16 protein-coding genes are annotated in these 22,220 nt (G+C 41.0%); 11 read left to right on the top strand and 5 right to left on the bottom strand.

Features of this window, described 5'->3' with window-relative positions:
• The first annotated feature begins 3 nt into the window (after positions 1–3).
• Positions 4–888 (top strand): hypothetical protein, encoded by an 885-nt coding sequence (locus tag Q2U82_RS07440; protein WP_410007055.1) that lies wholly within the window; start codon positions 4–6, stop codon positions 886–888.
• An 18-nt stretch (positions 889–906) separates the two neighbouring features.
• Here the strand turns inward: Q2U82_RS07440 and Q2U82_RS07435 are convergent, their stop codons facing one another.
• A complete protein-coding gene (locus Q2U82_RS07435; protein ID WP_410007054.1) occupies positions 907–1,143 on the bottom strand; it encodes a helix-turn-helix domain-containing protein in 237 nt (78 codons plus the stop codon).
• A gap of 604 nt (positions 1,144–1,747) precedes the next feature.
• Here Q2U82_RS07435 and Q2U82_RS07430 point away from each other — a divergent pair.
• From Q2U82_RS07430 to Q2U82_RS07420, 3 genes are read left to right on the top strand one after another with little or no spacing between them, the layout of a single operon-like run.
• Positions 1,748–4,801 (top strand): SusC/RagA family TonB-linked outer membrane protein, encoded by a 3,054-nt coding sequence (locus Q2U82_RS07430; protein ID WP_410007053.1) that lies wholly within the window; start codon positions 1,748–1,750, stop codon positions 4,799–4,801.
• A 20-nt stretch (positions 4,802–4,821) separates the two neighbouring features.
• On the top strand, positions 4,822–6,210 hold the full coding sequence (locus Q2U82_RS07425; protein WP_410007052.1) for a RagB/SusD family nutrient uptake outer membrane protein: 1,389 nt from the start codon (positions 4,822–4,824) through the stop codon (positions 6,208–6,210).
• Between the two features lies 1 nt (position 6,211).
• The gene (locus Q2U82_RS07420; RefSeq protein ID WP_410007051.1) at positions 6,212–8,866 is read left to right on the top strand and encodes a prolyl oligopeptidase family serine peptidase; all 2,655 of its coding nucleotides are present in this window, start codon (positions 6,212–6,214) and stop codon (positions 8,864–8,866) included.
• Between the two features lie 44 nt (positions 8,867–8,910).
• Here Q2U82_RS07420 and Q2U82_RS07415 read toward each other — a convergent pair whose 3' ends face one another.
• The 3 genes from Q2U82_RS07415 to Q2U82_RS07405 all read right to left on the bottom strand — a co-directional run bounded on the left by Q2U82_RS07415 (position 8,911) and on the right by Q2U82_RS07405 (position 11,559).
• Positions 8,911–9,162 (bottom strand): DUF6520 family protein, encoded by a 252-nt coding sequence (locus Q2U82_RS07415; RefSeq protein WP_410007050.1) that lies wholly within the window; start codon positions 9,160–9,162, stop codon positions 8,911–8,913.
• An 83-nt stretch (positions 9,163–9,245) separates the two neighbouring features.
• Entirely contained in the window at positions 9,246–10,751 is a 1,506-nt protein-coding gene (locus tag Q2U82_RS07410; protein ID WP_410007049.1) for a MauE/DoxX family redox-associated membrane protein, read from the bottom strand.
• 124 nt (positions 10,752–10,875) lie between these two features.
• The gene (locus tag Q2U82_RS07405; RefSeq protein ID WP_410007048.1) at positions 10,876–11,559 is read right to left on the bottom strand and encodes a helix-turn-helix transcriptional regulator; all 684 of its coding nucleotides are present in this window, start codon (positions 11,557–11,559) and stop codon (positions 10,876–10,878) included.
• Between the two features lie 1,149 nt (positions 11,560–12,708).
• Between Q2U82_RS07405 and Q2U82_RS07400 the strand changes: the two genes are divergently transcribed.
• Together Q2U82_RS07400 and Q2U82_RS07395 are read left to right on the top strand one after the other, a co-directional pair.
• Positions 12,709–14,853, top strand: a complete 2,145-nt coding sequence (locus tag Q2U82_RS07400; RefSeq protein WP_410007047.1) for a cation:proton antiporter — start codon at positions 12,709–12,711, stop codon at positions 14,851–14,853.
• 431 nt (positions 14,854–15,284) lie between these two features.
• On the top strand, positions 15,285–15,959 hold the full coding sequence (locus Q2U82_RS07395; RefSeq protein WP_410007046.1) for a class I SAM-dependent methyltransferase: 675 nt from the start codon (positions 15,285–15,287) through the stop codon (positions 15,957–15,959).
• 88 nt (positions 15,960–16,047) lie between these two features.
• On the opposite strand, the gene Q2U82_RS07390 is transcribed toward Q2U82_RS07395, so the two are convergent.
• Positions 16,048–16,551: a hypothetical protein gene (locus tag Q2U82_RS07390; RefSeq protein ID WP_410007045.1), complete on the bottom strand. Its 504-nt coding sequence runs from the start codon at positions 16,549–16,551 to the stop codon at positions 16,048–16,050.
• Positions 16,552–16,749: 198 nt separating this feature from the next.
• Between Q2U82_RS07390 and Q2U82_RS07385 the strand changes: the two genes are divergently transcribed.
• The 5 genes from Q2U82_RS07385 (at position 16,750) to Q2U82_RS07365 (ending at position 22,151) form a co-directional block, all read left to right on the top strand.
• Positions 16,750–17,199 (top strand): YybH family protein, encoded by a 450-nt coding sequence (locus Q2U82_RS07385; protein WP_410007044.1) that lies wholly within the window; start codon positions 16,750–16,752, stop codon positions 17,197–17,199.
• Positions 17,200–17,625: 426 nt separating this feature from the next.
• Positions 17,626–18,780: a 5-(carboxyamino)imidazole ribonucleotide synthase gene (gene purK, locus Q2U82_RS07380; protein ID WP_410007043.1), complete on the top strand. Its 1,155-nt coding sequence runs from the start codon at positions 17,626–17,628 to the stop codon at positions 18,778–18,780.
• Between the two features lie 250 nt (positions 18,781–19,030).
• On the top strand, positions 19,031–19,378 hold the full coding sequence (locus Q2U82_RS07375; RefSeq protein WP_410007042.1) for a GIY-YIG nuclease family protein: 348 nt from the start codon (positions 19,031–19,033) through the stop codon (positions 19,376–19,378).
• A 129-nt stretch (positions 19,379–19,507) separates the two neighbouring features.
• Complete coding sequence (gene purE / locus Q2U82_RS07370) at positions 19,508–19,999, top strand: 5-(carboxyamino)imidazole ribonucleotide mutase (RefSeq protein WP_410007040.1); 492 nt, start codon at positions 19,508–19,510, stop codon at positions 19,997–19,999.
• Between the two features lie 130 nt (positions 20,000–20,129).
• Entirely contained in the window at positions 20,130–22,151 is a 2,022-nt protein-coding gene (locus tag Q2U82_RS07365) for a M3 family metallopeptidase (protein ID WP_410007039.1), read from the top strand.
• The last annotated feature ends 69 nt before the right edge of the window (positions 22,152–22,220 follow it).

Genomic DNA, 22,220 nt, shown 5'->3' with positions numbered 1-22,220 from the left:
ATAGTGAATAACTATATTTTTGAAAATCAATTTAAACAGGAAATACATAGGGAAGCCGCCAAGATAGGTTTCAAGATTGCTGCATCCAAATCGTTTAAAGATACCCTCCTTGATTTTTTAACGGTTCGGATGAAGCTTATTGATAACAAACCAAGAATTGCAATAATGAGTCCACCATTATTGAATGAATTTTTTACACATCCCAAACGAAAAGAAATAGAAACTATTTTTAACCTTGCAAAATATGGAGGAGACTTGAATAGATTTCAAAGTAAAAAACTTCTTGAATCTCGATTTCACGACCACTTATTGAATGAATGGAATATTCATCATTTTCATTTATCAATTAAAAAAGTAGGGATAGGAAATGAATTATTATTTGCATATATTGATAATTGTCAAATATTATTTCTTGGACTTGCTAAACACACTCCAGGTATTTTCGCTGACATAAAATGGATTGAAATTCTACACGATCATTTTCCTGTCGTTTTAGAGCCTTTTGAAATGAAAAACCTGAAAGATGTTAATCCAAAAGTAAACGCAAAAGAAAGACAAATACTCTGGGATAAAGGTTATACATTAGGAATGACTAAAATCAGAGACACGGTCTATTTTAGCCCGGGTGTCGGCAGAACAACATCTGGACACGGTACTGAAGTTGTAACATTGCAAGGAAATATTATCCGATGGATGCACAAAATAGATTTACAGATTAAAGAATCAATTAACGAACTGAGTTCCTATTTAAAAATTCCCAAGGAGAAAATTGTATTCGAAATAAATTTTGGAAAGGAAACTTTGGAACTTGTAGAAAATTATTCAAAAAGAAAAATTCTCAAATATCCCGAGGAATTTATTTCTTCAAATGATTTAAAAACAAAATGATTTTAGATGGTAATCAGCTTAAATAGCTTCTTCAGGCCAAAAATCTTTAGGAGAGCAATTCAAAATTTTAGCAATTTCATTTAGATTTTTAATATTGTATTTGGCACTTTTTGAAGGTGCTTCTCTATCACCAATAAATCCTACGCCTTTATTTAATGCAAGAGATAATTTTTCCTGACTTAATCCTCTATCTATACGAATCTCTCTTACTCTTGCAATAACATAAAGTTCGATTTCTGTCAATTTTGTTGCCATAGAGTACAAATAGCTTCATAATCAGTGATTTTTTCAACGGACTATAGTCCATATTTGATTTTTTTATTATATTTGTTTCAATAACATATATTTGCGACTCTTCTAAGAGCAAAAAATTAGAAGCTTTCGCTTTGATTCTCGCGTTAGAAAACTGGTAATTTTCAATTGAGACGAGATGATAAGTAGATTGCTCACGACCCGGGCGTGGGCTCTCTTATTGTCTCAAGGTAACCAGTACCTCTAACGCAGTAAGTTGAGTTCCGCGCCCTTTTGTATTGGGCTTGGTCGCTATTTCTTCCCTCAACTTTCTTTCAAAGCATCAGTTTCGTTTAAGAAGCTTCGCAATTGTGTAGTATTGAGTAGTTAGTATTGAGTATTGAGAAGCGTCTATTCGCTATTCGCTCTTCGCTAATTCCTTAATCAACTGAGTAGTCAGTAATCCTCACCCCCTTCGAGGACCGGGGGAAACTAAAAAAAAGGAACCTTCTCCCCCTTCGGGGGCCGGGGGGACCTACTCAAAAAAATGACCCGCTCCTAGTTTTCGACGACCGTTGGAGCAGGCCAGTAGTTAAATAAATGTATAACACTTAACTGATGCAAAATTATGAAAAATAATTACAGGCGAAGCTATGCCTATGCACTATCTTTTGCCCTCTTTCTCACCTACAACTCCCCTATTTTTTCTCAGAACCAGCCACAAAAAACCATTAGTGGCATTATTACCTCTGGCGCGGCCCCGCTTAGTGGCGTCAACGTCTTGGTAAAGAACAGCGCCCGGGGAAGCATTAGCGATCTGGAGGGGCAGTACTCCATTCGTGCCTCCGCAAACGATACCCTGGTGTTTACCTATGTGGGCTATAAAACGCAGGAGGTTTCAGTTGGCAGTCTCAGTCGCAGTCGCAGTGTCAGTCGCAGTCGCAGTCGCAGTGGCAGTGATGGTGACATTGTTTATAATGTTGTTATGGAGGTGGATGCGCAGGCTTTGGATGCGGTGGTGATCAATGCGGGGTATTATAAGGTTTCCGATAGGGAGAAAACGGGCAGTATTGCTCGGGTCACCGCAGAGGAAATTGAAAGACAACCCGTTTCCAATCCCCTGGCCGCTATGCAGGGCCGGATGGCTGGGGTGAATATTGTACAGACTACGGGTGTGCCGGGCGGTGGGTTTTCCGTTCGCATCCGTGGCCGCAACAGTATTCGTGCAGATGGGAGTGAACCCCTATATATTGTGGATGGGGTGCCGTATCCTTCGCAATCTTTGGGAGATTACAACCTTTCCCCTGTCATGGGGGATGCCCAGAGTGCCTTGAATGGCATAGACCCAAATAATATTGAAAGCATCGAGATTTTAAAGGATGCCGATGCCACCGCCATCTATGGTTCCCGGGGTGCCAATGGGGTTGTGCTAATCACTACAAAAAAAGGGAAGGGCGGAAAAACCACCTTTAAGCTGGGAAGCAGTACGGGTGTTGGTACAGTCACGAGACGTATGGATCTGCTCAACACTGAGCAATATCTTGCCATGCGTTGGGAGGCCTTTGTGAATGATGGCCTTACCGAATATCCTGTTAACGCCTATGACGTTAACGGCACCTGGAACCCGGATCGCTATACCGATTGGCAAGAGGAACTGCTTGGGGGAACTGCTTATTACCACGCAGCTAGCGCTTCCATAAACGGAGGTGGCGCGTTTACGCAATTTTTGATAAACGGGAATTATCGGGAAGAATCTACCGTATTTCCAGATGATTCTAAATATAAAAAGGGTGCAGTATTGGTAAACCTCAACCACACCGCCCCAAACGATAAATTTGATATCCAGTTTAGCGGCAATTATGTATTTGACAGCAATGACCTGCCACCGTTCAATCTTGTCAGGGAAGCTTTAGTGCTGCCCCCCAACGCACCAGCTTTATACACTGACGAAGGGGAACTGAATTGGGAAAACGGCACCTTCAAGAATCCACTTGCGGCCTGGAATGGTGAATACCTATCCGCAACCAATACGTTAACCGCCAATACGGTATTGACCTATAGACCCATCAATAACCTGATTCTAAAAGCAAATCTCGGGTATGTCGCTAATACACTGGAAGAAAGTAGGATCGCACCACATACCATTTACGACCCGGCTTTTGGGCTGGACAGTAGCTACTCATCCCTTATACTGAACAATGGCTCCAGAACTTCTTGGATCGTAGAGCCACAAATAGGCTATAACGTTGAATTGGGCAAGGGAAAAATAGATATCCTTTTGGGAAGCACCTTCCAAAAGGAAAAAACGTCGCGACTGCAACAGTCTGCCAGCGATTTTCCAAGCAATAGCCTTATCTATAATCCAGCAGCTGCAGCAAACCTATCCATAACTGCCAATAGCGATGAGGTGTATAAATATCAGGCGGTTTTTGGTCGGCTTAATCTGAATTGGGACCATAAATATATCGCTAATATAACCGCAAGACGTGATGGATCCAGCCGCTTTGGCCCTGCCAATCAATATGCCAATTTTGGTGCTGTAGGTGCAGCCTGGATATTTTCGGAGGAAGCCCTACTAAAAAACAATTTATCCTTTTTAAGTTTTGGAAAGCTACGGGGCAGTTATGGCACCGCAGGCAACGACCAAATAGGAAACTATAGGTTCTTGGACACTTATATTCCTAGCGGTCTAACCTATCAAGGCATACAGGGATTACAACCGGTGCAACTCTATAATCCGGACTATGGTTGGGAGGTTAATAAAAAACTGGAAGCCACACTGGAATTGGGGTTTTTCAAGGACAGGATTTCAGTAACCACCTCCTATTACCGAAACCGCTCCTCCAACCAATTGGTGGGCATTCCCTTGCCCGGCACTACAGGATTCCCAAGTTTAAACGCAAACTTAGATGCCACTGTAGAAAACTCGGGCTGGGAAATTGAACTTTCCACTACCAATTTTCAAAAGGGAGATTTCCGTTGGGAAACCTCTCTTAATATCAGCTACCCAAAAAATAAACTGATCTCTTTCCCAGATTTGGAAGCCTCTACCTATGCAAATACCTATGTGGTAGGTGAACCCTTGGATATTCTTTTGCTGTACAATGCCACGGGAGTTGACCCAGAAACGGGAATCTATACCTTTCAGGATATTGATGGGGATGGTATTATTTCCAAACCCAACGACCTGAAATCGGTGGTCAATTTAAGTCCGCAATACTTTGGAGGCCTGCAGAACTCAATTTCCTATGCTAATTTCAATTTAGATTTTCTCTTTCAGTTCGTAAAGCAGCAGGGAAGGATTTATCAATCAACTTTTTCAATGCCCGGGCAAATGGAAAACCAACCCACGGAAGTATTAGACCATTGGGAGGAGCCGGGAGATCAATCAGGGCAACAATTGTATTCGGCTGGCTTTAACAATGAAGCCTATACCGCTTATAACAATTTTTATAGCAGTACTGGCAGTGTGGGCGATGCCTCGTATATACGCCTGAAAAATATTGCGCTTTCCTATGCCATCCCCCAAAAGTGGACCATGGGCGTGGGATGCAAACTATTTGTTCAGGGTCAAAACCTATTGACATTCACAAAATACAAAGGGCTCGACCCAGAAACTTTGAGTACCAATAATCTACCGCCGCTTAAGGTCATAAATGCGGGCGTGGAATTAACTTTTTAATAAAATAAAAACGAGAACTTATGAAAACTAGTAATCAACTATTGAAACGTAGTTTCAAAAATATATTCTTGCTCTCCTTGCTGCTCTTGCTTTTCTCCTGCGAGAATCTCGAAGTTGAAACCCCAGACCATCTGCTTACGGGAGAGCTCCTTTTTCAGGACCCCAATGCAGTTGAGGCTGCCATGGTGGGGATTTATGCCTCCCTACGAACCAAGGTTCTTTTAACGGGCGACCATCAAGGGCTTTCTAACCTTTTGGGGAATTATACTGATGAAATGGACTATTACAGTCCTTTCGGGCTGCCCGAGGAACAGTTTTATAAAAATACCTTGGCAGGCAATGATCCCTTTGTAGCCGAATTATGGAATGGAGCATACAACCAAATTTATGCAGCCAATGCCATTCTGGAAGGTGTTACCGATTCCCCCTATTTTTCAACAGAAGAACAAAGGGTGTTTAAAGGGGAAGCACTCTTTATACGGGGATTGGTGCATTTTTACATGTTAAACCTTTTTGGTGATATCCCTTATATTACTACCACCAACTATTTGGAAAACAAATCGGCTCCACGCCAGGCTACGGAAGAAGTATATGCGTTGATTATTGCCGATCTTTTACAGGCGCAAGCCTTGTTGCCGGAAACGGACAGCAGTGGTGAACATGTTCGTCCCACGGCAAGCACCGCCACCGCCCTATTGGCCAGAATACAGCTATATAACGAAAATTGGGAGGAGGCAGAGCTATACGCTTCACAGGTAATTGATAGCAATGGATGGGAGCCCAACGTAGAAAATGTCTTCCTAAAAACAAGCGCCTCAACCCTATGGCAGTTCAGCCCGGATGATTCAAACAAAAATACATTAGAGGCACAGACCTTTATTGTACTTGCAGCCCCTCCCTTCACCCTCGCAATGAGCAATACTTTGGCAATGGCCTTTGAACCTGCAGACCTACGAAAGGAACATTGGGTGGGGGAAGTTACTGACGGAACAAATATCTGGTATTTTCCCTATAAGTACAAATTGGGCTTTGGGGCCAGCAGCTCAGAGGAATATTCCATAGTATTCCGAATGGCAGAACAATATCTTATAAGGGCGGAAGCCCGTGCAAGAATGGGCGATATTGCGGGAGCGCAGGCCGACATCAATAAAATTAGAATCCGTGCTGGCTTGGGCAATACTACTGCCACTTCAGAGAGTGAATTGCTAACCGCCATTTTACAGGAACGAAGGGTGGAATTGTTCACCGAACACGGCCATCGCTTTTTTGACCTAAAACGCACCAACCAATTGGATGAAGCTTTAGGCCCTATTAAACCGGGGTGGAATACCACCGATAGGCTGTTGCCCATTCCCGAAAAGGAACTTTTGGTAAACCCCAACCTGCAACCCCAAAACCCTGGATATTGAGATGAAGAACAAATTTAAAGCCTATAGATTACCTTGGATTAGCATTCACAATGTAGTTTTTTTCCTGTGTTTTTGTTTGGCTTGCCCTCTCTGGGGGCAGGCCGACAAAAAGGAAACGCTTACCGTGGCGGATTATAAAAGCTGGCATACATTAGAATTGGAAAAGATTTCAAGCGATGGCAAGTGGGTTAGCTATGGCCTGTATTACGAAGAAGGGGAAGATACGCTGGTGGTGGAAAATATTTTAAAAAAGACAAAGCACATCCTTCCCAATGCTTTTTTTGGGGATTTTTCAGCCGATGGGAATTGGATGTTCTCTCGCACTCGCGACAACAAATTCTGGAGGGTCAATTTACGGAATGGAGAAGAGAAACTTGTGCCTAATGTAACCTGGTATATGTGCTCCCCAAATTCACAGACTGTGGCCTCTTTGCAACAGCAACCAGAAGCAGAAAAGCCGCAGCTTATTATTGAGGGGCTAGGGAACGGCACAGTTACGAAATACCCCAATGTAACAGAGTTTAAGTACAATGCTTCGGGCGATTATATAGCCTTTGTTCAGGAGGAAACGAATGATAATAAAGTAATAGTGCTTGGACTAAACTCCAAAAAAACGACTCTCCTTCTTAGCAACAAAGAAGACGCATTTAGCAATCTTACTTGGACTGATTCCGGTCTTGGTCTAGCCTTTTTTCAAGGTGCCGGCACAAACTATACAAGCTTACACTTCTTTGGAAACGTACCAGATCCTAACAATCACAAGGTCTTTGATGCCGATTCGGAAGAGCTCTATATAACCACAGACAGAAGGCCTACGCTTTTATTTTCGGCAGAAGGCACCAAGCTTTTCTTCTATGTGAAATTAAAGAAAACGGAACCGCCTAATCCCAAAGTTGAACCGGAGGCGGAGGTTGAAATCTGGAACACCAAGGATCAGCTTTTATATCCTGGGTATGGGTATTCAAAGCAAAGTTTTTACAATCCTTCCATGATGATAAACTGGCGACCCAAGAAAGACCATTGGAAATTTCTTGGTGATTCCATACACACTTGTACATTATTTGGAACTGACGCAAAGTATGCCTATGCCTATAGCCTTAAGGATCGTTCTATTTCCTATGAGGAAAGTGAGCCGCTTTCAACCATTGATGTTTATGATATTGAGACTGGAAGGCATACCCCAGTAGTGGAGAAACCACACGGATTTGAATTCCAGATGTCCCCTTCGGGCAGATATTTGGCCTATTTTAAAGAAGGCAATTGGTGGGTATATGATTCCGAAAAGGATAAACGCACCAATATTACGGTTAATTTAAAAGCAGGGTTCTCCAATTCCAAAACAAGCAGGGACCTTCCCCCACCCTCCTACGGCAACCCAGGTTGGTCCACCGATGAAAAGGAAATTCTCCTTTATGATGAATACGATATTTGGGCAATCACCCCAGATGGAAAGAAGGCAGAAAAACTTACGGAGGGCAAGCAAAGATCGACTATCTACAGACTCTACCGCCTTGCTGATGGCAGATTCGAATATCCGAAATTTGAAGCACAAACCGCCAAGTTATTTAATCTTCGGGAGGGCGTCTTCATAACCGCCAGAAATACCCACACCGAAAGCACAGGTTATTTTAATTACACAAGCAAAAAAGGATTAGTAGAAATTATTTTTAAGGATAGCTTTATCAAGGACCTGAGAGCATCTAACAACGGACAGCACTTGGTTTATACAGAGGAACGCTATGACATGCCTTCAAAACTAATGTATAGGGATATAAAAAATGCGAAACCGCTGGAGATAAGGCAATCCAATCCGAAGCATTTCAAGTACAAATGGGGCCATTCCGAATTGGTATCATACACTACTCCAAATGGTGATTCCCTTAAGGGAGCGCTGTTTTACCCTGCAGATTTTGATCCACAACAAAAATACCCAATGATTACCTTCTGCTATGAGCAGCTATCAGATGACCTGCACCATTACCATAATCCGACCCAACACAATTCAATCGGCTTTTCCGTTTCCAACTATACCACCGAAGGCTATTTTGTTTTTTATCCTGATATAGTGTATAAAATTGGCGATCCTGGAATATCGGCAACTGAATGTGTTACTGCCGGGGTAAGAAAAGTAGTGGAATATCCCTTTATTGATAAACAGAAATTAGGCCTGTATGGCCATTCCTTTGGTGGATACGAATCTATGTTTATCCTGACCCAAACTGATTTGTTTGCCACGGTTGTTTCGGGTGCGGGCGCAAGCAATATGCTTAGCTTTTATCTTTCTATGGCGTGGATATGGGATAGGCCACAATACCCGCGTTTTGAAAAGGGACAATGGCGTATGGGGGATAGTTATTTTAATATTCCGGAGGCATACGAACGCAATTCCCCAATCCACCAGCTTCAAAATGTAAAAACTCCCTTCTTATCATGGGCAGGAAAGCATGACAGCAACGTTAATTGGGAACAGCACGTGGAAATGTTTGTGGGCCTGAGAAGATTAAGCAAAGAGCACGTCATGTTGTTATACCCAGAGGAAGGCCACGAGATGAAAAATTCAGAAAATCAAATTGACTTGACAAACCGCATTCGGGAGTGGTTCGACCATTATCTTAAAGATACAGCCGCTCCAGACTGGATGACACGTCCCCATTAAAATAAAAAGGCTGGTTATTTCTAACCAGCCTTTCCAAAACCACTTTAATTGGGTTTAAACAATACACGGGTACAGTTGTTTTCCATACCAAAGGCTTCTCCAAACCCTGAAATGGTACATCCAGGGAGACCAGTCTCTCCACAAGTTACAGGAGTGTCACATGGTCTATGGACACTGAGATAGCCGATAGTCGATAAACTACTATCCGCTTTTGCTGCATTGGTTGCAAACGCACCACCAACTGCAAGGGCAATTGCCATAACGGGCAAGAGCCACTTCTTTTTAAGGTTTTTCATAATATTAAAATTTTGAAAATTAAGTATAATGACCTACTCTTTTCTAAAGGTTTTCGGTCTCACCCCTTCACTATATAGTATTTTTAGTTCCCTCCTTTTGCGTTGAAATTATCATCTTTGAGTTTATATAGAATCAGGTAATTATCAATAAGGGCATAAAGGTCGTTGCCTTCAACCTTGAATTCATGAAGCTTTTTAAGTCCGCTATGGTATAGATAGAAGCTGAACAAATAGTTTTGGTCCGTTAGGCTATAGACATCAATAATGGAGGCTGATTTTACAATCTCTTCTGATTCATATTTTCCCAAGCGGTCGCTTTGTATAAAAAGATATTCCCCATAGGTGGAGGCCAGTAAGTTCACAAAGATTGGATTCTTCCCCATTTTTCGTTCGTTTTTGGAAGCAATGGTCCTAACATCCAGTTGCGCCCGTGAAATGGTATCTATGGTCTTTCCGATATAAGCAAGCGAGAAATCATTGTTGGCAACGACAAATTCATTCCTATAGAAATACACATAAATCACTTTTTTCAATTGTTGGTTGTATAGCAGGAGGCCGTCCGTATCAAAGAAGGGATCATCATAAGCTGTCACTAACTTAGGATAATGAGTGGATATCATAGAATCCCCAACCCTTTCCTTTCCCAATACATTGGCCGTTGTAACGGGATCAAACCCCCGCACTACAAAATCATCTTTGCCCATCGGCGCAGCCCGTAAGAATTTTTGGTCTAACTGAAATGGTTTTGTTCCAGTTAATGAGGAGGTCGTTCCTTTTAAAATAAGCGGAACACTCCCATCCATTAAATAAAACAGACTATCTCCAATTACGACTGTAAGAGATTTAAATGGGAGTTTCGTATTGGGAATTTTTATATTTCGGTGTATTGAATCCTGTAGCTCCCTATCTATGGACAATACATGTAAGGGAGCAGTAGTATTGCCAAGATAGACACTGTCTTTGGTAATGCCTGCAATATAATAGGAATTGTAACCAATGTCCAGACGCGCTACTTCATTCGCAGGATGATGCGGGTATCTTCTTTGAAACGCATTATTTCGATGCATCTTCTTTTCAGAAAAGGCAAATAACAGCGTAACGGTAGCAATTCCAAAAATGGCAAGGGTGGCAAGTAAAAGCAAAGTCTTTTTATTATTCCTTTGCGCAGTAAAAAAGACCGCCACCCCCGCCAGGATTATGAAAACTACATTAAAAATAAGGTGTTGTGTCCAGCTCAATTTTTCCAGCACCCCACCGCAGGAGCAGGGGATAAAGTCGGAGAAATTAAGTATGATATAGATATAGGCCGTGAACATCACCATTAGGGTAAAAGCAGCATAAAGGGCTTGGATTCTATATTTTGGAAGGGTCAATAAAACGGCAATAAGAATTTCCAAACCAGGAACTGCCCATGCAATTACACCAGCGTATGCACTTAGAAGCGGCGACTGTGCCAATTGTACCTCAAAGGTTTCAAAATCCAAGAGCTTGCTCACGGCAGCATACAAAAACAATAACACAAACAGATAGGAGACCACAACTGCTGCATTCCGTTTTACGCTTGCTATATAAGGTACTGTAAAGCCCATAATTAAATAAATGTTTCTTTAACATTCATAAAATTAGGTAGTTACAAAGCGTTCAAAGATTATTTTTCCGCATATCTATTGCGGAGTTTATGGAAATTTTTGAGGGAAGTTACATAAAGAGGGTTTATAGTGCACCACTCTCTCTGGCCTTTATGATAAGCATGCTGTCGTCCTCCCCTTCCACCTCAAAGCGTTCCTTCAACCGCTTTTTGCGTTTCTCAATAGTGCTGATGGACATATTCAAAATATCTGGCAGGGCAGCCATACGCGTTCCTTTGGAGAGTTCGAATAGTAGGTCTCGCTCAAAGGCGTCCAAATCAATTTTGCAACATAAATGATTCATCACCGCAGCTTGCATGCTGGGGCAAATATAGCGTGGCCTTTTAAGGGCTTGCGTTAAGTGCATTGGAAGTTCGGAAACTAAATCAAAATCATCGCCAATAATGGCCTGGGGATCTACTAGCTTAAGGAGGTTCCAATAATTGTAGGTGATGGAGAAGTTGGCATCCAGAATAATTATGGCCTCCGGAAAGCGACGGCGCAGCAAAATTCCCAAGTTACTGCCATCCTCCTGTTGCCTATGGATTCCTGGAGGAATGTTGATCTGTAGGCAGATAACATCAAACAGTTCGCTCGCATCCATTTTTTTTATAAAATTAAGAGCAGTATCGTAGGCATCCTGTTCGGTAAATGCAAAGGAAGTGTTTAGGGAGGAGTTTTCAATCCTCTCAAAGGCCGTTCGATAGTTTCTGAGATAAGACACCTTATCCGAAACCAACAAAACCCGTAATGTACTTTCTTTTTCCATCGTAAACTTCTGCTCAATCACATAAACATAATTGCTATTTATTTAAATCCGGTTTATAAACCCCTCGTTTCTTGGAAGGGTTTTCCGTATTTATCGGCGGAATCGCCTTTTTTTGATTTAGATGTTGATGAATCATAAAAAATATATTGATAAATCTAAACTTCTAAATTTTTGAAATTGTATGATTAAACCATACACTGCATACGGTTATAGCCCTCTCTTCAATTTTGATATTCCTTACAGTCATTTAGATTATATTACCCACACTCCTTTGAAACATCTTATTTTCTAATTAACCTATTTTCGTAAAAATATAATCGTTTTCTTTTATTAATATCACGTTCATTGCCCCAATCAAGGAAATACCCTCCGGAATCAGTAAAATAGCCTCCCACTCAGAATAATTGCATTTAATCACTTTATGGTTTATCAACATTTATAAAAAATACTATCCTTTAATTTTTAGATATGAAAATTATAAATCACAATAGGTATATCAAATTTTTTTGGTTGTTTTCATGTGAATATCCCCTCTGGGCATGTGAAAGGGGGGGTAATGCAAGTGAAAGCATTGTTTTGTACACTTTTTTTAACCGCTAATTTCACTAAAACTTAATCGTGCTTTAAAGCAGTTAATTTATTTTGGTCTGTTGAACTATCAAAATTTTTTAGGCATAATTCTACGAAAGTACCTAAACTAACTACGAACACTATACCCCCAGACTACGAACGAAATTTTTTTGGGTCCTCCAAGCTGTTTTTAAATGTGGAATTGTTAATTGTGATTGGAACTTTTAAGTTTTAAGTTTAGAATTTATTATTTTGAATTTTATCGGAACTCTCCACTATCCATCTGCAGACGTCATTGCGAAGGAATTTACGACTGAAGCAATCTGTTCAGGCGTAGTTCCATACATGAAGGCAAGTAGTTTCATGAGATTAACTCCGTTGAATCTTCGATTTGCCGCGCAGCGCTCGCTGGGAAGCCACCGACTTCCAAAGTCCGAATAAAAAACAAACCCCATATCACTAAATTTTCTTTTTCATCCAACTGTATATTATAAAAGAAATACGCTAATTTTATTCGGCCTTAGAATAGCTATAGATTATTCCAATATAGCCCACAAATACTTTAGGTCCACTTATACCATGCTAATTTGGAACGTATTTGAAATTTCCTTACCCCTTACCAATCCTGTAATAAAGTTCCTATTGATTTTGGCAATTATTCTCTTTGCCCCAATTGTTCTCAATAAAATTAAAATACCTCCCCTTCTCGGACTTATAATTGCGGGTGCAATTATTGGCCCCCACGGTTTTAATTTAATGGAACGCGACAGCAGCATCATCCTTTCGGGTACTGCGGGCCTGCTATATATTATGTTTTTAGCGGGGCTGGAAATAGATTTGGCCGATTTTAAAAAGAATAGCAGCAAAAGTTTCGTCTTTGGCATGTACACCTTTCTTGTTCCAATGGGGTTAGGTATTTTGGCGGGACGGTGGGTTCTGGAGTTATCTTGGGCCTCTACAATTTTATTGGCAAGTATGTTTGCATCCCATACCCTTATTGCATATCCGCTGATAAGTAAACTTGGCGTCGCAAAAAATAGGGCCGTAAACATTACCGTAGGAGGCACTATGATTACCGATACTTTGGCACTCTTGGTGCTGGCCATAATTGTGGGAATGACCACTGGTGAAGTAAACACGGAATTTTGGATACGCCTTTCCATTTCCATTTTGCTCTTTGGCCTGATTGTGATAGTGCTATTCCCCCTTATTGGCAGATGGTTTTTTAAAAGATTTGATGATAGCGTTTCACAATACATCTTCGTGCTGATGATGGTTTTTTTGGGGGCAGTATTGGCTGAATTGGCGGGAATTGAAGCCATTATTGGGGCTTTTTTGGCGGGACTTACCCTTAATAGGCTTATTCCCCATACCTCACCCCTTATGAATAGAATAGAATTTGTGGGCAATGCAATCTTTATTCCTTTTTTTCTGATTGGCGTGGGCATGCTCATTGACTACAGTGTGTTTTTTAAGGATTGGGAAACAATTAAAGTAGGTGCCGTAATGATTGTTGTTGCCACCTTGGCAAAATTTATTGCAGCTTGGCTCACGCAAAAAACCTACAAACTTTCCGTTGATGAGCGAAGCATTATTTTTGGATTGAGCAATGCGCAGGCTGCAGCTACCCTTGCCGCGGTTTTGGTGGGTTATTCCATAGTCATCGGAGAGACCCCCACTGGGGAACCCATACGTTTGCTAGGTGAAAATATTTTAAACGGCACTATCCTTATGATTCTTTTTACCTGTACCATTGCTTCGTTCGTAGCGCAACGGGGGGCAAAAAACATTGCACTGGCAGAGGCATATGGCACTTTGGACAATGAGTATTTGTTAGAAGAGAAAATCTTGATTCCTATTAACAACATTGAGAATACGGACGAACTTGTAAATTTAGGTGTGATTATAAAGTCATCTAAAAATAAGGATGGTCTCTACGCCCTGAATATAATTTACAACCAATACAATGATGGCTCCGCAGACAAAATAGCAAACAAAATACTCACCCGGGCCACTGTAACAGCCTCTGCAACCGATACCATCCTGCACGGACTACTTAGGTATGATCTCAACATAGTAAATGGAATAATAAGCGTTGTAAAAGAGCGGAAAATAACCGATTTGATATTAGGCCTACACGAAAGCAAGGGCATATCTGATTCCTTTTTAGGGCAGCTCTCTGAAGGTATTTTAAGCAAATGCGATACAACCACCTTAATCTATAAATCGGTACAGCCCCTGGCAACCATAAAAAGACATGTGGTGATAGTTCCCAGCAGGGCAGAAAAGGAAATTGGGTTTCCATATTGGTTAGTGAAATTATGGAATATTGCTAAAAATTCCGGTGCCAAATTATCATTCTATGCTACTGAGGAAACCTTGAAATTTATAAAGGATATACACCTAAAATATCCAATTGAGGCACAGTTTACGGAATGCGACAATTGGTTGGAATTTTTAAAACTGTCACAGGAATTTCATAAGGATGATAATATAATTGTTGTTTTAAGCAGAAAAAACAATCCCTCCTACCAAAATAGTATGGTTGAAATACCAAAGTACCTAAATGAGCGCTTTAAACAGAATAGTTTTATAATTATTTATCCTTTACAAGAAAGGGAAACCGATAGAAATGGAATTGATTTAACCGATGCCACAATAAAACAACCTTTGGAAAAACTGGACGAAATAGGTAAGGCCATCGCCAAAATATTTCGGCAATGACGGTGCAATCCATCATCCATATGGTCATTGAGAGGAAACCTAAACGATAAAATTAAAATCGCCGTTAATGGGGTCGTTCAGAGGAGCCCAACGCTACTTGAGTGTGTGGTTTTTCCTACATTTAAATTGTTTAAAGGTCACATCTACTACTGTATGCCGAAGGCTGTAATTTTTTGAATGGGTGAATATGTGAGTTTGTGAGTTTGTGAATGAGTGAGTTTGTGAATGAGTGAGTTTGTGAATGAGTGAGTTTGTGAATGAGTGAGTTTGTGAGTTTGTGAGTTTGTGAATGAGTGATGAACGTGCTGATTTACGCTTAAGAAGCACCCCCTCTCCGCCAGTGGCGGATCTCCCCCTTAAAAGGGGGCGAAGCATTTGGGTTTTAAGCTTACAGCTTTTTAATAGTACATTTGAACACCAATTCCTTATTCGTGGAGAAGAAAGAAAACCAACCCAAAAAACCAAAAACCCCCTGGCCCACAAAGCGCGCCATGGAACAGATTTATGAAAAGAACCTTTGGGGTGGCAACAATGCAGATTTCTATTCAGGAGAGGGATCGCACAATCCAGAAATAGTGGAGCCATATATAGCCGCAGTAAGCTCATTTTTAATTTCTTTTAAAAACCCACTAACGGTATGCGATTTAGGCTGTGGCGATTTTAATGTAGGCAAACAATTGGTTCATCACACTAAAAAATATGTTGCAGTAGATATAGTACCAAGCCTGATAGCGCACAATAAAGAAACCTTTAAAGCACCCAATTTAGAGTTCCAGTGTTTAGACATCGCAGAAGCTAATTTGCCTGCTGGCGATTGTGCAATACTACGGCAGGTGCTTCAACATCTATCCAATGCCGAAATACAAAGTATTATAAACAAATTGGCTGCATATAAATATGTTATTCTAACAGAACACATTCCCGAAGGCGATTTTATTCCCAATAAGGATATTATTTCCGGACAAGGGAATAGATTGAAAATACAAAGTGGGGTAAACATTTTAGCACCACACTTTAATTTTGAGGTGAAAGAAGAGCGGGAATTATCGGCTGTTGTTTTAAATGATGGGAAAGGGGTTATTGTTACTACGCTTTTTAGGCTTTAGGTTGCAGGTTGCAGGTTGCAGGTTGCAGGTAAAAATATCAAACTATCCAAGAATCCAACCGTCCAACAAGCCAATGATTATCGCCAAACTATTCCCGCTGAAATTTTAAGTAGCCATCGGTAAAATAAGATATATTCGGATCACAGCAAGTAAAAATGCCCGAGCCCTTTAGCACAAGGGTGGTATCGTTCAACTCCATAATTTCATAAGGGTCTAAATAATCACTTCCCATAAAAACCAATTCCTCGTAGCTACTGTCATAATACCAAGGTTCTATGGTAAATGTATCATTGGTCTCCAATCCAGGAGGGCATTTAGGATTATTGTTGGTGCCGGTATAAATTAAGCGTGTTGTAAAATCTTCTTTCAAAACCAAGATATTCCCCTTTCTGCAGCCGTTCCATTGCGAATACAGATCGGTAGAGGCATTTCCATCGCCATTAATATCCCGCGGAACATCGTCATACCAATCTACGAGCCGCCAATTTCCAATTATTGCTAATTGCTCCTGTTCTTCAACATTGTCATTATCATCACTTTTACAACCCAAAAACAATAGTGAAATGAACAGTAAAGAGAACAGTTTTTTCATAAATTTAGATTTTAGTGCGCATTGAAATATTCAAAGTTTATATAACAACCTATTCAAATATAAACCAAAAAGAATAATATCTGAATACGATTCCACTTTCTTCCAAGAGAAGAGGAAAAAATGGAATCAATCCCAAACCCTTCCGTAACTTATTCAACCATAAGGCGTCTCTTATAATATTGTTTAAATAATAAAATTATGAAATTAAAATATCTACTCGTTTTTGCAATTTTTTGGGCTTGCAATGAGCAAACTCAAAATAACAAAGACCAATCCTTGCAACAAATTATAAAGGCAGATACCGATGCCAGTAAGCTTGCAACTGAAATTGGTTTCAATAACGCGCTTTTAACCGTTGCCGATAGCAGTTTTGTAAAACTTGGCAATGGGCAATTACCTATAGTGGGAAAAACGGCTTTTGCAAATTCGTTTGATAAAGATAATGACATCAAAACCATCACTTGGCAACCCATAAATGGAGAAGTGGCAAAATCTGGCGAGTTAGGATATAGCTGGGGCGATTGGCAGTTCAAAACACCAGACACAACATATTACGGCAATTATGTAACCATCTGGAAAAAGAAAACGGACGGTATTTGGAAAATGTGTTTAGATGGCGGCAATAGCACCCCTAATCCAAAACTATAAAGAATAACGTCTCACGATTCACGTTTCACGTCTTAAGTTTCAGGAATTCACATACTCACAAACTCACCCATTCACCTACTCACATTTTACTATCTTTGCATTCGATTTAAGCGAAAAGCGAAAAGCGAAAAGCGAAAAGCGAAAAGCGAAAAGCGAAAAGCGACGAGCGAAAAGCAGAAAGCGAAAAGCGAAAAGCGAAAAGCAGAAAGCGAAAAGCGAAAAGCGACTAGCGAAAAGCGACGAGCGAAAAGCGACGAGCCAAGAGCCAAGAGCCAAGAGTCAAGAGCCAAGAGTCAAGAGTCAAGAGTCAAGAGTCAAGAGCCAAAAAAATCAACAACAACAACAACAACAACAACAACAACAACAACACAACTGACAACTGACAACTGACAACCGACAACTGAGAACCCACAACCCACAACTGATATGAACTACTTCTCCACCAACTTCACCCTCGGCATTCTAGGCGGCGGGCAGTTGGGCAAAATGATGCTTTACGAAACCCGCAAATGGGACATACGCACCAGCGTTCTAGACCCTAGCGCCGAAGCTCCCTGCCGTATAGCAGCAGACCATTTTCAGCAAGGCGATTTGATGGATTTTGAAACGGTTTATAACTTCGGAAAAAAGGTGGACGTACTCACGTTTGAAATTGAAGGTGTAAATATTGAAGCGCTTGAAAAGCTGGAAAGCGAAGGCATAAAAGTATATCCAAGCGCCGCCACGCTTCGCAATATTCAGGATAAAGGAATTCAGAAACAGTTTTATAAAGAACATCAAATACCAACTTCGCCTTTTAAAGTTTTTAAAGACAAAAACGATCTAAACGAAGCGATAGTTAGGAAGGAATTGCACTTTCCTTTTGTTTGGAAAAGCTGCACCGGAGGTTATGACGGTAAAGGCGTAAGTATTATCCGCGAAGCCGAAGATGTTATTCCGCTTTCGGAAGGCGCTTGTATTGCAGAGAAATTGATTCCCTTTAAAAATGAACTGGCAGTAATAGTAGCCAGAAATCCTTCCGGGGAAGTAAAAACCTATCCCGTAGTTGAAATGGAATTCCATCCCGAAGCCAATCAGGTGGAATACGTAATCTGCCCTGCCAGAATAGACGAAGCAGTTGCAAAAAAAGCAAGGGCTGTGGCAACAAAAGTTTCCGAAGCATTTAAACATGTAGGTCTTTTGGCGGTAGAAATGTTCCAAACCGAAGACGATGAAATACTCGTAAACGAAGTAGCGCCAAGGCCCCACAATAGCGGCCATTACAGCATAGAAGCCAGTTATACCAATCAGTTTGAGCAACAAATAAGAGCTATTTTAGATTTACCTTTGGGAAATACCGACAGCAAAGTTGGCGGCATTATGGTTAACTTAGTTGGCGCCGAAGGCCATACAGGCGCGGTAGTGTATAAAAACATAGAAAAAATCCTCGCAATGGAAGGCGTAACGCCCCACATTTACGGCAAAAAAGAAACCCGCCCTTTTAGAAAAATGGGCCATGTAACCATAGTAAACAAAGACCTCAACGAAGCACGCAAGATTGCGGAGGAGGTTAAGAGGACCATTGAGGTTATTTCGAAATAAAATGCCCCCTCGAATAGCCTGTTCTGAGCGCAGTCGAACTGCAGTCGAGAGGTCCTTATCAAACAGGATTATAATGAAGTAGGTCTCGACTGCGCTAGACCAGAAACGCAAATGTTAACAATCTTTAAAACCAAAATGTCCCCTCGAGCGCAGTCGAGAGGTACTTATTAAGCAGGATTATTATAATGAAATAGGTCTCGACTGCGCTCGACCAGACACAGAACAATAATTCAAACTATTCTGTTCTTAAATGAAATCATATTACATTTACATATTAGAATGTTCAGATGGTTTACTTTATACAGGATTCACAAATAACATTTCACGACGGTTCGATGAACACCAGAATGGATTAAATAAATCTTGTTTCACATACAAACGAAGACCTTTGGAATTAATATTCCATCAAGAATTCAATGATGTGGAACAAGCCATATATTTCGAGAAAAAAATAAAAAAATGGAGTGCGCAAAAAAAGAAAGCTTTGGCTAATGAGGATTTTGAAATGCTTCAAATACTCGCAGAATGTAGGAATATGACACATTCAAAATATAGACCAACTGCCGATGAGGTCTCGACTGCGCTCGACCAGACATAGAAATAAAATGTCCCCTCGAATAGCCTGTACTGAAAGCAGTCGAAGTGCAGTCGAGAGGTCCTTATTAAACAGGATTATTATAATGAAGTAGGTCTTGACTGCGCTCGACCTGACACAGAACTAGTAAATATGAGCAAAGTAGCAATAATAATGGGAAGCACCAGCGACCTGCCAGTAATGCAGGAAGCGGTAGATATTTTAAAAGGATTCGACATTGAAGTGGAAGTGGATATTGTTTCCGCCCACCGCACTCCAGACAAACTTTTTGATTACGGGAAAAACGCCCATAAAAGAGGTATTACGGTAATTATTGCAGGCGCGGGCGGCGCGGCACACCTTCCGGGGATGATTGCTTCGCTGTCGCCACTTCCGGTTATTGGCGTGCCCGTAAAATCCAGCAATTCCATTGATGGCTGGGACAGCATTCTGTCCATCCTCCAAATGCCAGGCGGCGTTCCAGTTGCCACGGTGGCATTGAATGGCGCAAAAAACGCAGGAATTCTTGCCGCACAGATTATTGGTTCTTCAGATAAATGTGTTCTCGACAAGATTGTTGCCTATAAAGAAGGCTTGAAGATGAAGGTTGAAGAAGGGGCTGCGAAAGTTCGCAGTGGTCAGTAGCAGTATTCAGTTTTAAATATTATATAAATGTCCCCTCGAGCGCAGTCGAGAGGTCATTCTAAGTAAAAAATTATCTACAAGTAGTTAGGTCTCGACTGCGCTCGACCAGACACAGAACTAGTAATAAATTATGAATAATAACCCTCTATTACAACCATACAACACCGCCCCATTTTCCAAAATAGAAAATAAACATTTCCTCCCCGCTATCAGCAAATTGATTGCCGAAACAAAGAGTGAAATTGATGCCATAACTTCCAACTCGGAAGCTCCTACTTTTAAAAATACAGTGGAAGCTTTGGAAAATACAGGTGAAAAGTTGGAAAGAGCAACAAGCATTTTCTTCAACCTCAACAGTGCCGAAACCAATGACGAAATACAGAAAATAGCTCAGGAAATATCGCCTATGCTTACGGAATTCAGTAATGATATGTTGCTGAATGAGGCTTTGTTTGAAAGACTAAAAACGGTTTACAATCAAAAGGACTCATTAAATCTTTCCGAAGAGCAGCAGATGCTGCTCGACAAAAAATACAAGGCTTTTTCAAGAAACGGCGCCAATCTTTCCGAAGAAAAGAAAAAAGAATTGCGCAAAATTGACGCAGAACTTTCCAAGTTGAAACTTACTTTCGGGGAAAACGTTTTGGCAGAAACTAACAAATTCGAGCTTCACCTAACAGATAAAAAATATCTTTCGGGATTGCCAGAAGGCGTGATTGAAGCCGCTGCCCAAACTGCAGAGGAAAAAGAAAAAAAAGGTTGGGTTTTCACTTTGGATTATCCAAGTTACGTTCCGTTCGTTACCTATGCCGACAATCGCGAGCTACGCAAAAAAATGGCAATTGCCTTTGGTGCAAAAGGATTTCATAATGACGCTTTGGACAACCAACAAAACGTTTTGCAGATTGCAAATCTTCGCCATAAACGGGCCAATTTGTTGGGCTATAAAAGTCACGCGCACTTTGTTTTGGAGGAACGAATGGCTGAAACACCCGAAAAAGTAAAGTCATTTTTGAATGAATTGCTGGGAAAGGCAAAACCTGCCGCTCAAAAGGAGTTTGATGAATTGACCGCTTTCGCGAAGGAATTGGACGGCATCGACCGTTTGGAGAAATGGGACGGCGCTTATTATTCCGAAAAACTAAAACAGAAACTTTTCAATCTCGACGATGAAAAGCTGAAGCCCTATTTCGAACTAAAAAATGTAATTAACGGAGTTTTCACCGTTGCGGAAAAACTCTACGGTCTCCATTTTGAAGAAGTGCAAAACATCGATAAATACCACGCAGACGTAAAAACATACGAAGTAAAAGACGACGAAGGCGAATTGGTTGCCATCTTTTACGCAGACTTCCACCCGCGTGCTGGAAAGCGAAATGGCGCGTGGATGACTTCCTATAAACCGCAACAAATTAAGGACGGAATAAATGACCGCCCACATATTTCCATTGTTTGCAATTTCACAAAACCAACTGCGAGCAAACCTTCGCTTTTGACTTTTAATGAAGTCACAACTTTGTTCCACGAGTTTGGTCACGCATTGCACGGAATGCTTGCAAACACCCACTACCCGAGTCTTTCGGGAACAAGTGTTTATTGGGATTTTGTGGAATTACCCAGCCAGATTTTGGAGAATTGGTGTTATGAAAAAGAAACCTTGGAGCTTTTCGCCACACATTACAAAACTGGGGAAGTAATCCCCATGGAATACGTTGAAAAAATTAAGGATTCCGCTACTTTTTTGGAAGGAATGGCAACACTGCGACAGTTAAGTTTTGGAATGCTCGACATGGCTTGGCACGGCAGCGATCCTTCAGGAATAAAAGACGTAAAAGCTTTTGAAGTAGCTGCTTTTGATGACACCCAATTATATCCCGATGTGAAGGAAAACTGTATGAGCACTTCATTTTCCCATATCTTTCAAGGCGGATATTCAGCTGGTTATTACAGTTATAAATGGGCCGAGGTTTTGGATGCGGATGCTTTCGCATTGTTTAAACAAGAAGGTATTTTCAATAAAAAGGTAGCTGACAGGTTTAAAGGTTTTGTGCTTTCACAGGGCGGCACGATGGACCCGATGGAGCTTTACATAAAATTCCGCGGGCAAAAGCCAGATCCAGAGGCGTTATTAAAACGAGCAGGGCTGCTGTGAATAAAAAGACCTCAAAATTTTTAATACTTTTGAGGTCTTGTCAAATGTCTCCGTGAGTGCAAATATGCC

Origin of the sequence: Aequorivita nionensis, from assembly GCF_046352995.1 — a bacterium.
GTDB classification, from domain to species: Bacteria; Bacteroidota; Bacteroidia; order Flavobacteriales; family Flavobacteriaceae; genus Aequorivita; species Aequorivita nionensis.
The sequence above is the reverse complement of the archived record's forward strand: the minus strand, read 5'-3'. Positions and strand labels throughout refer to the sequence as shown.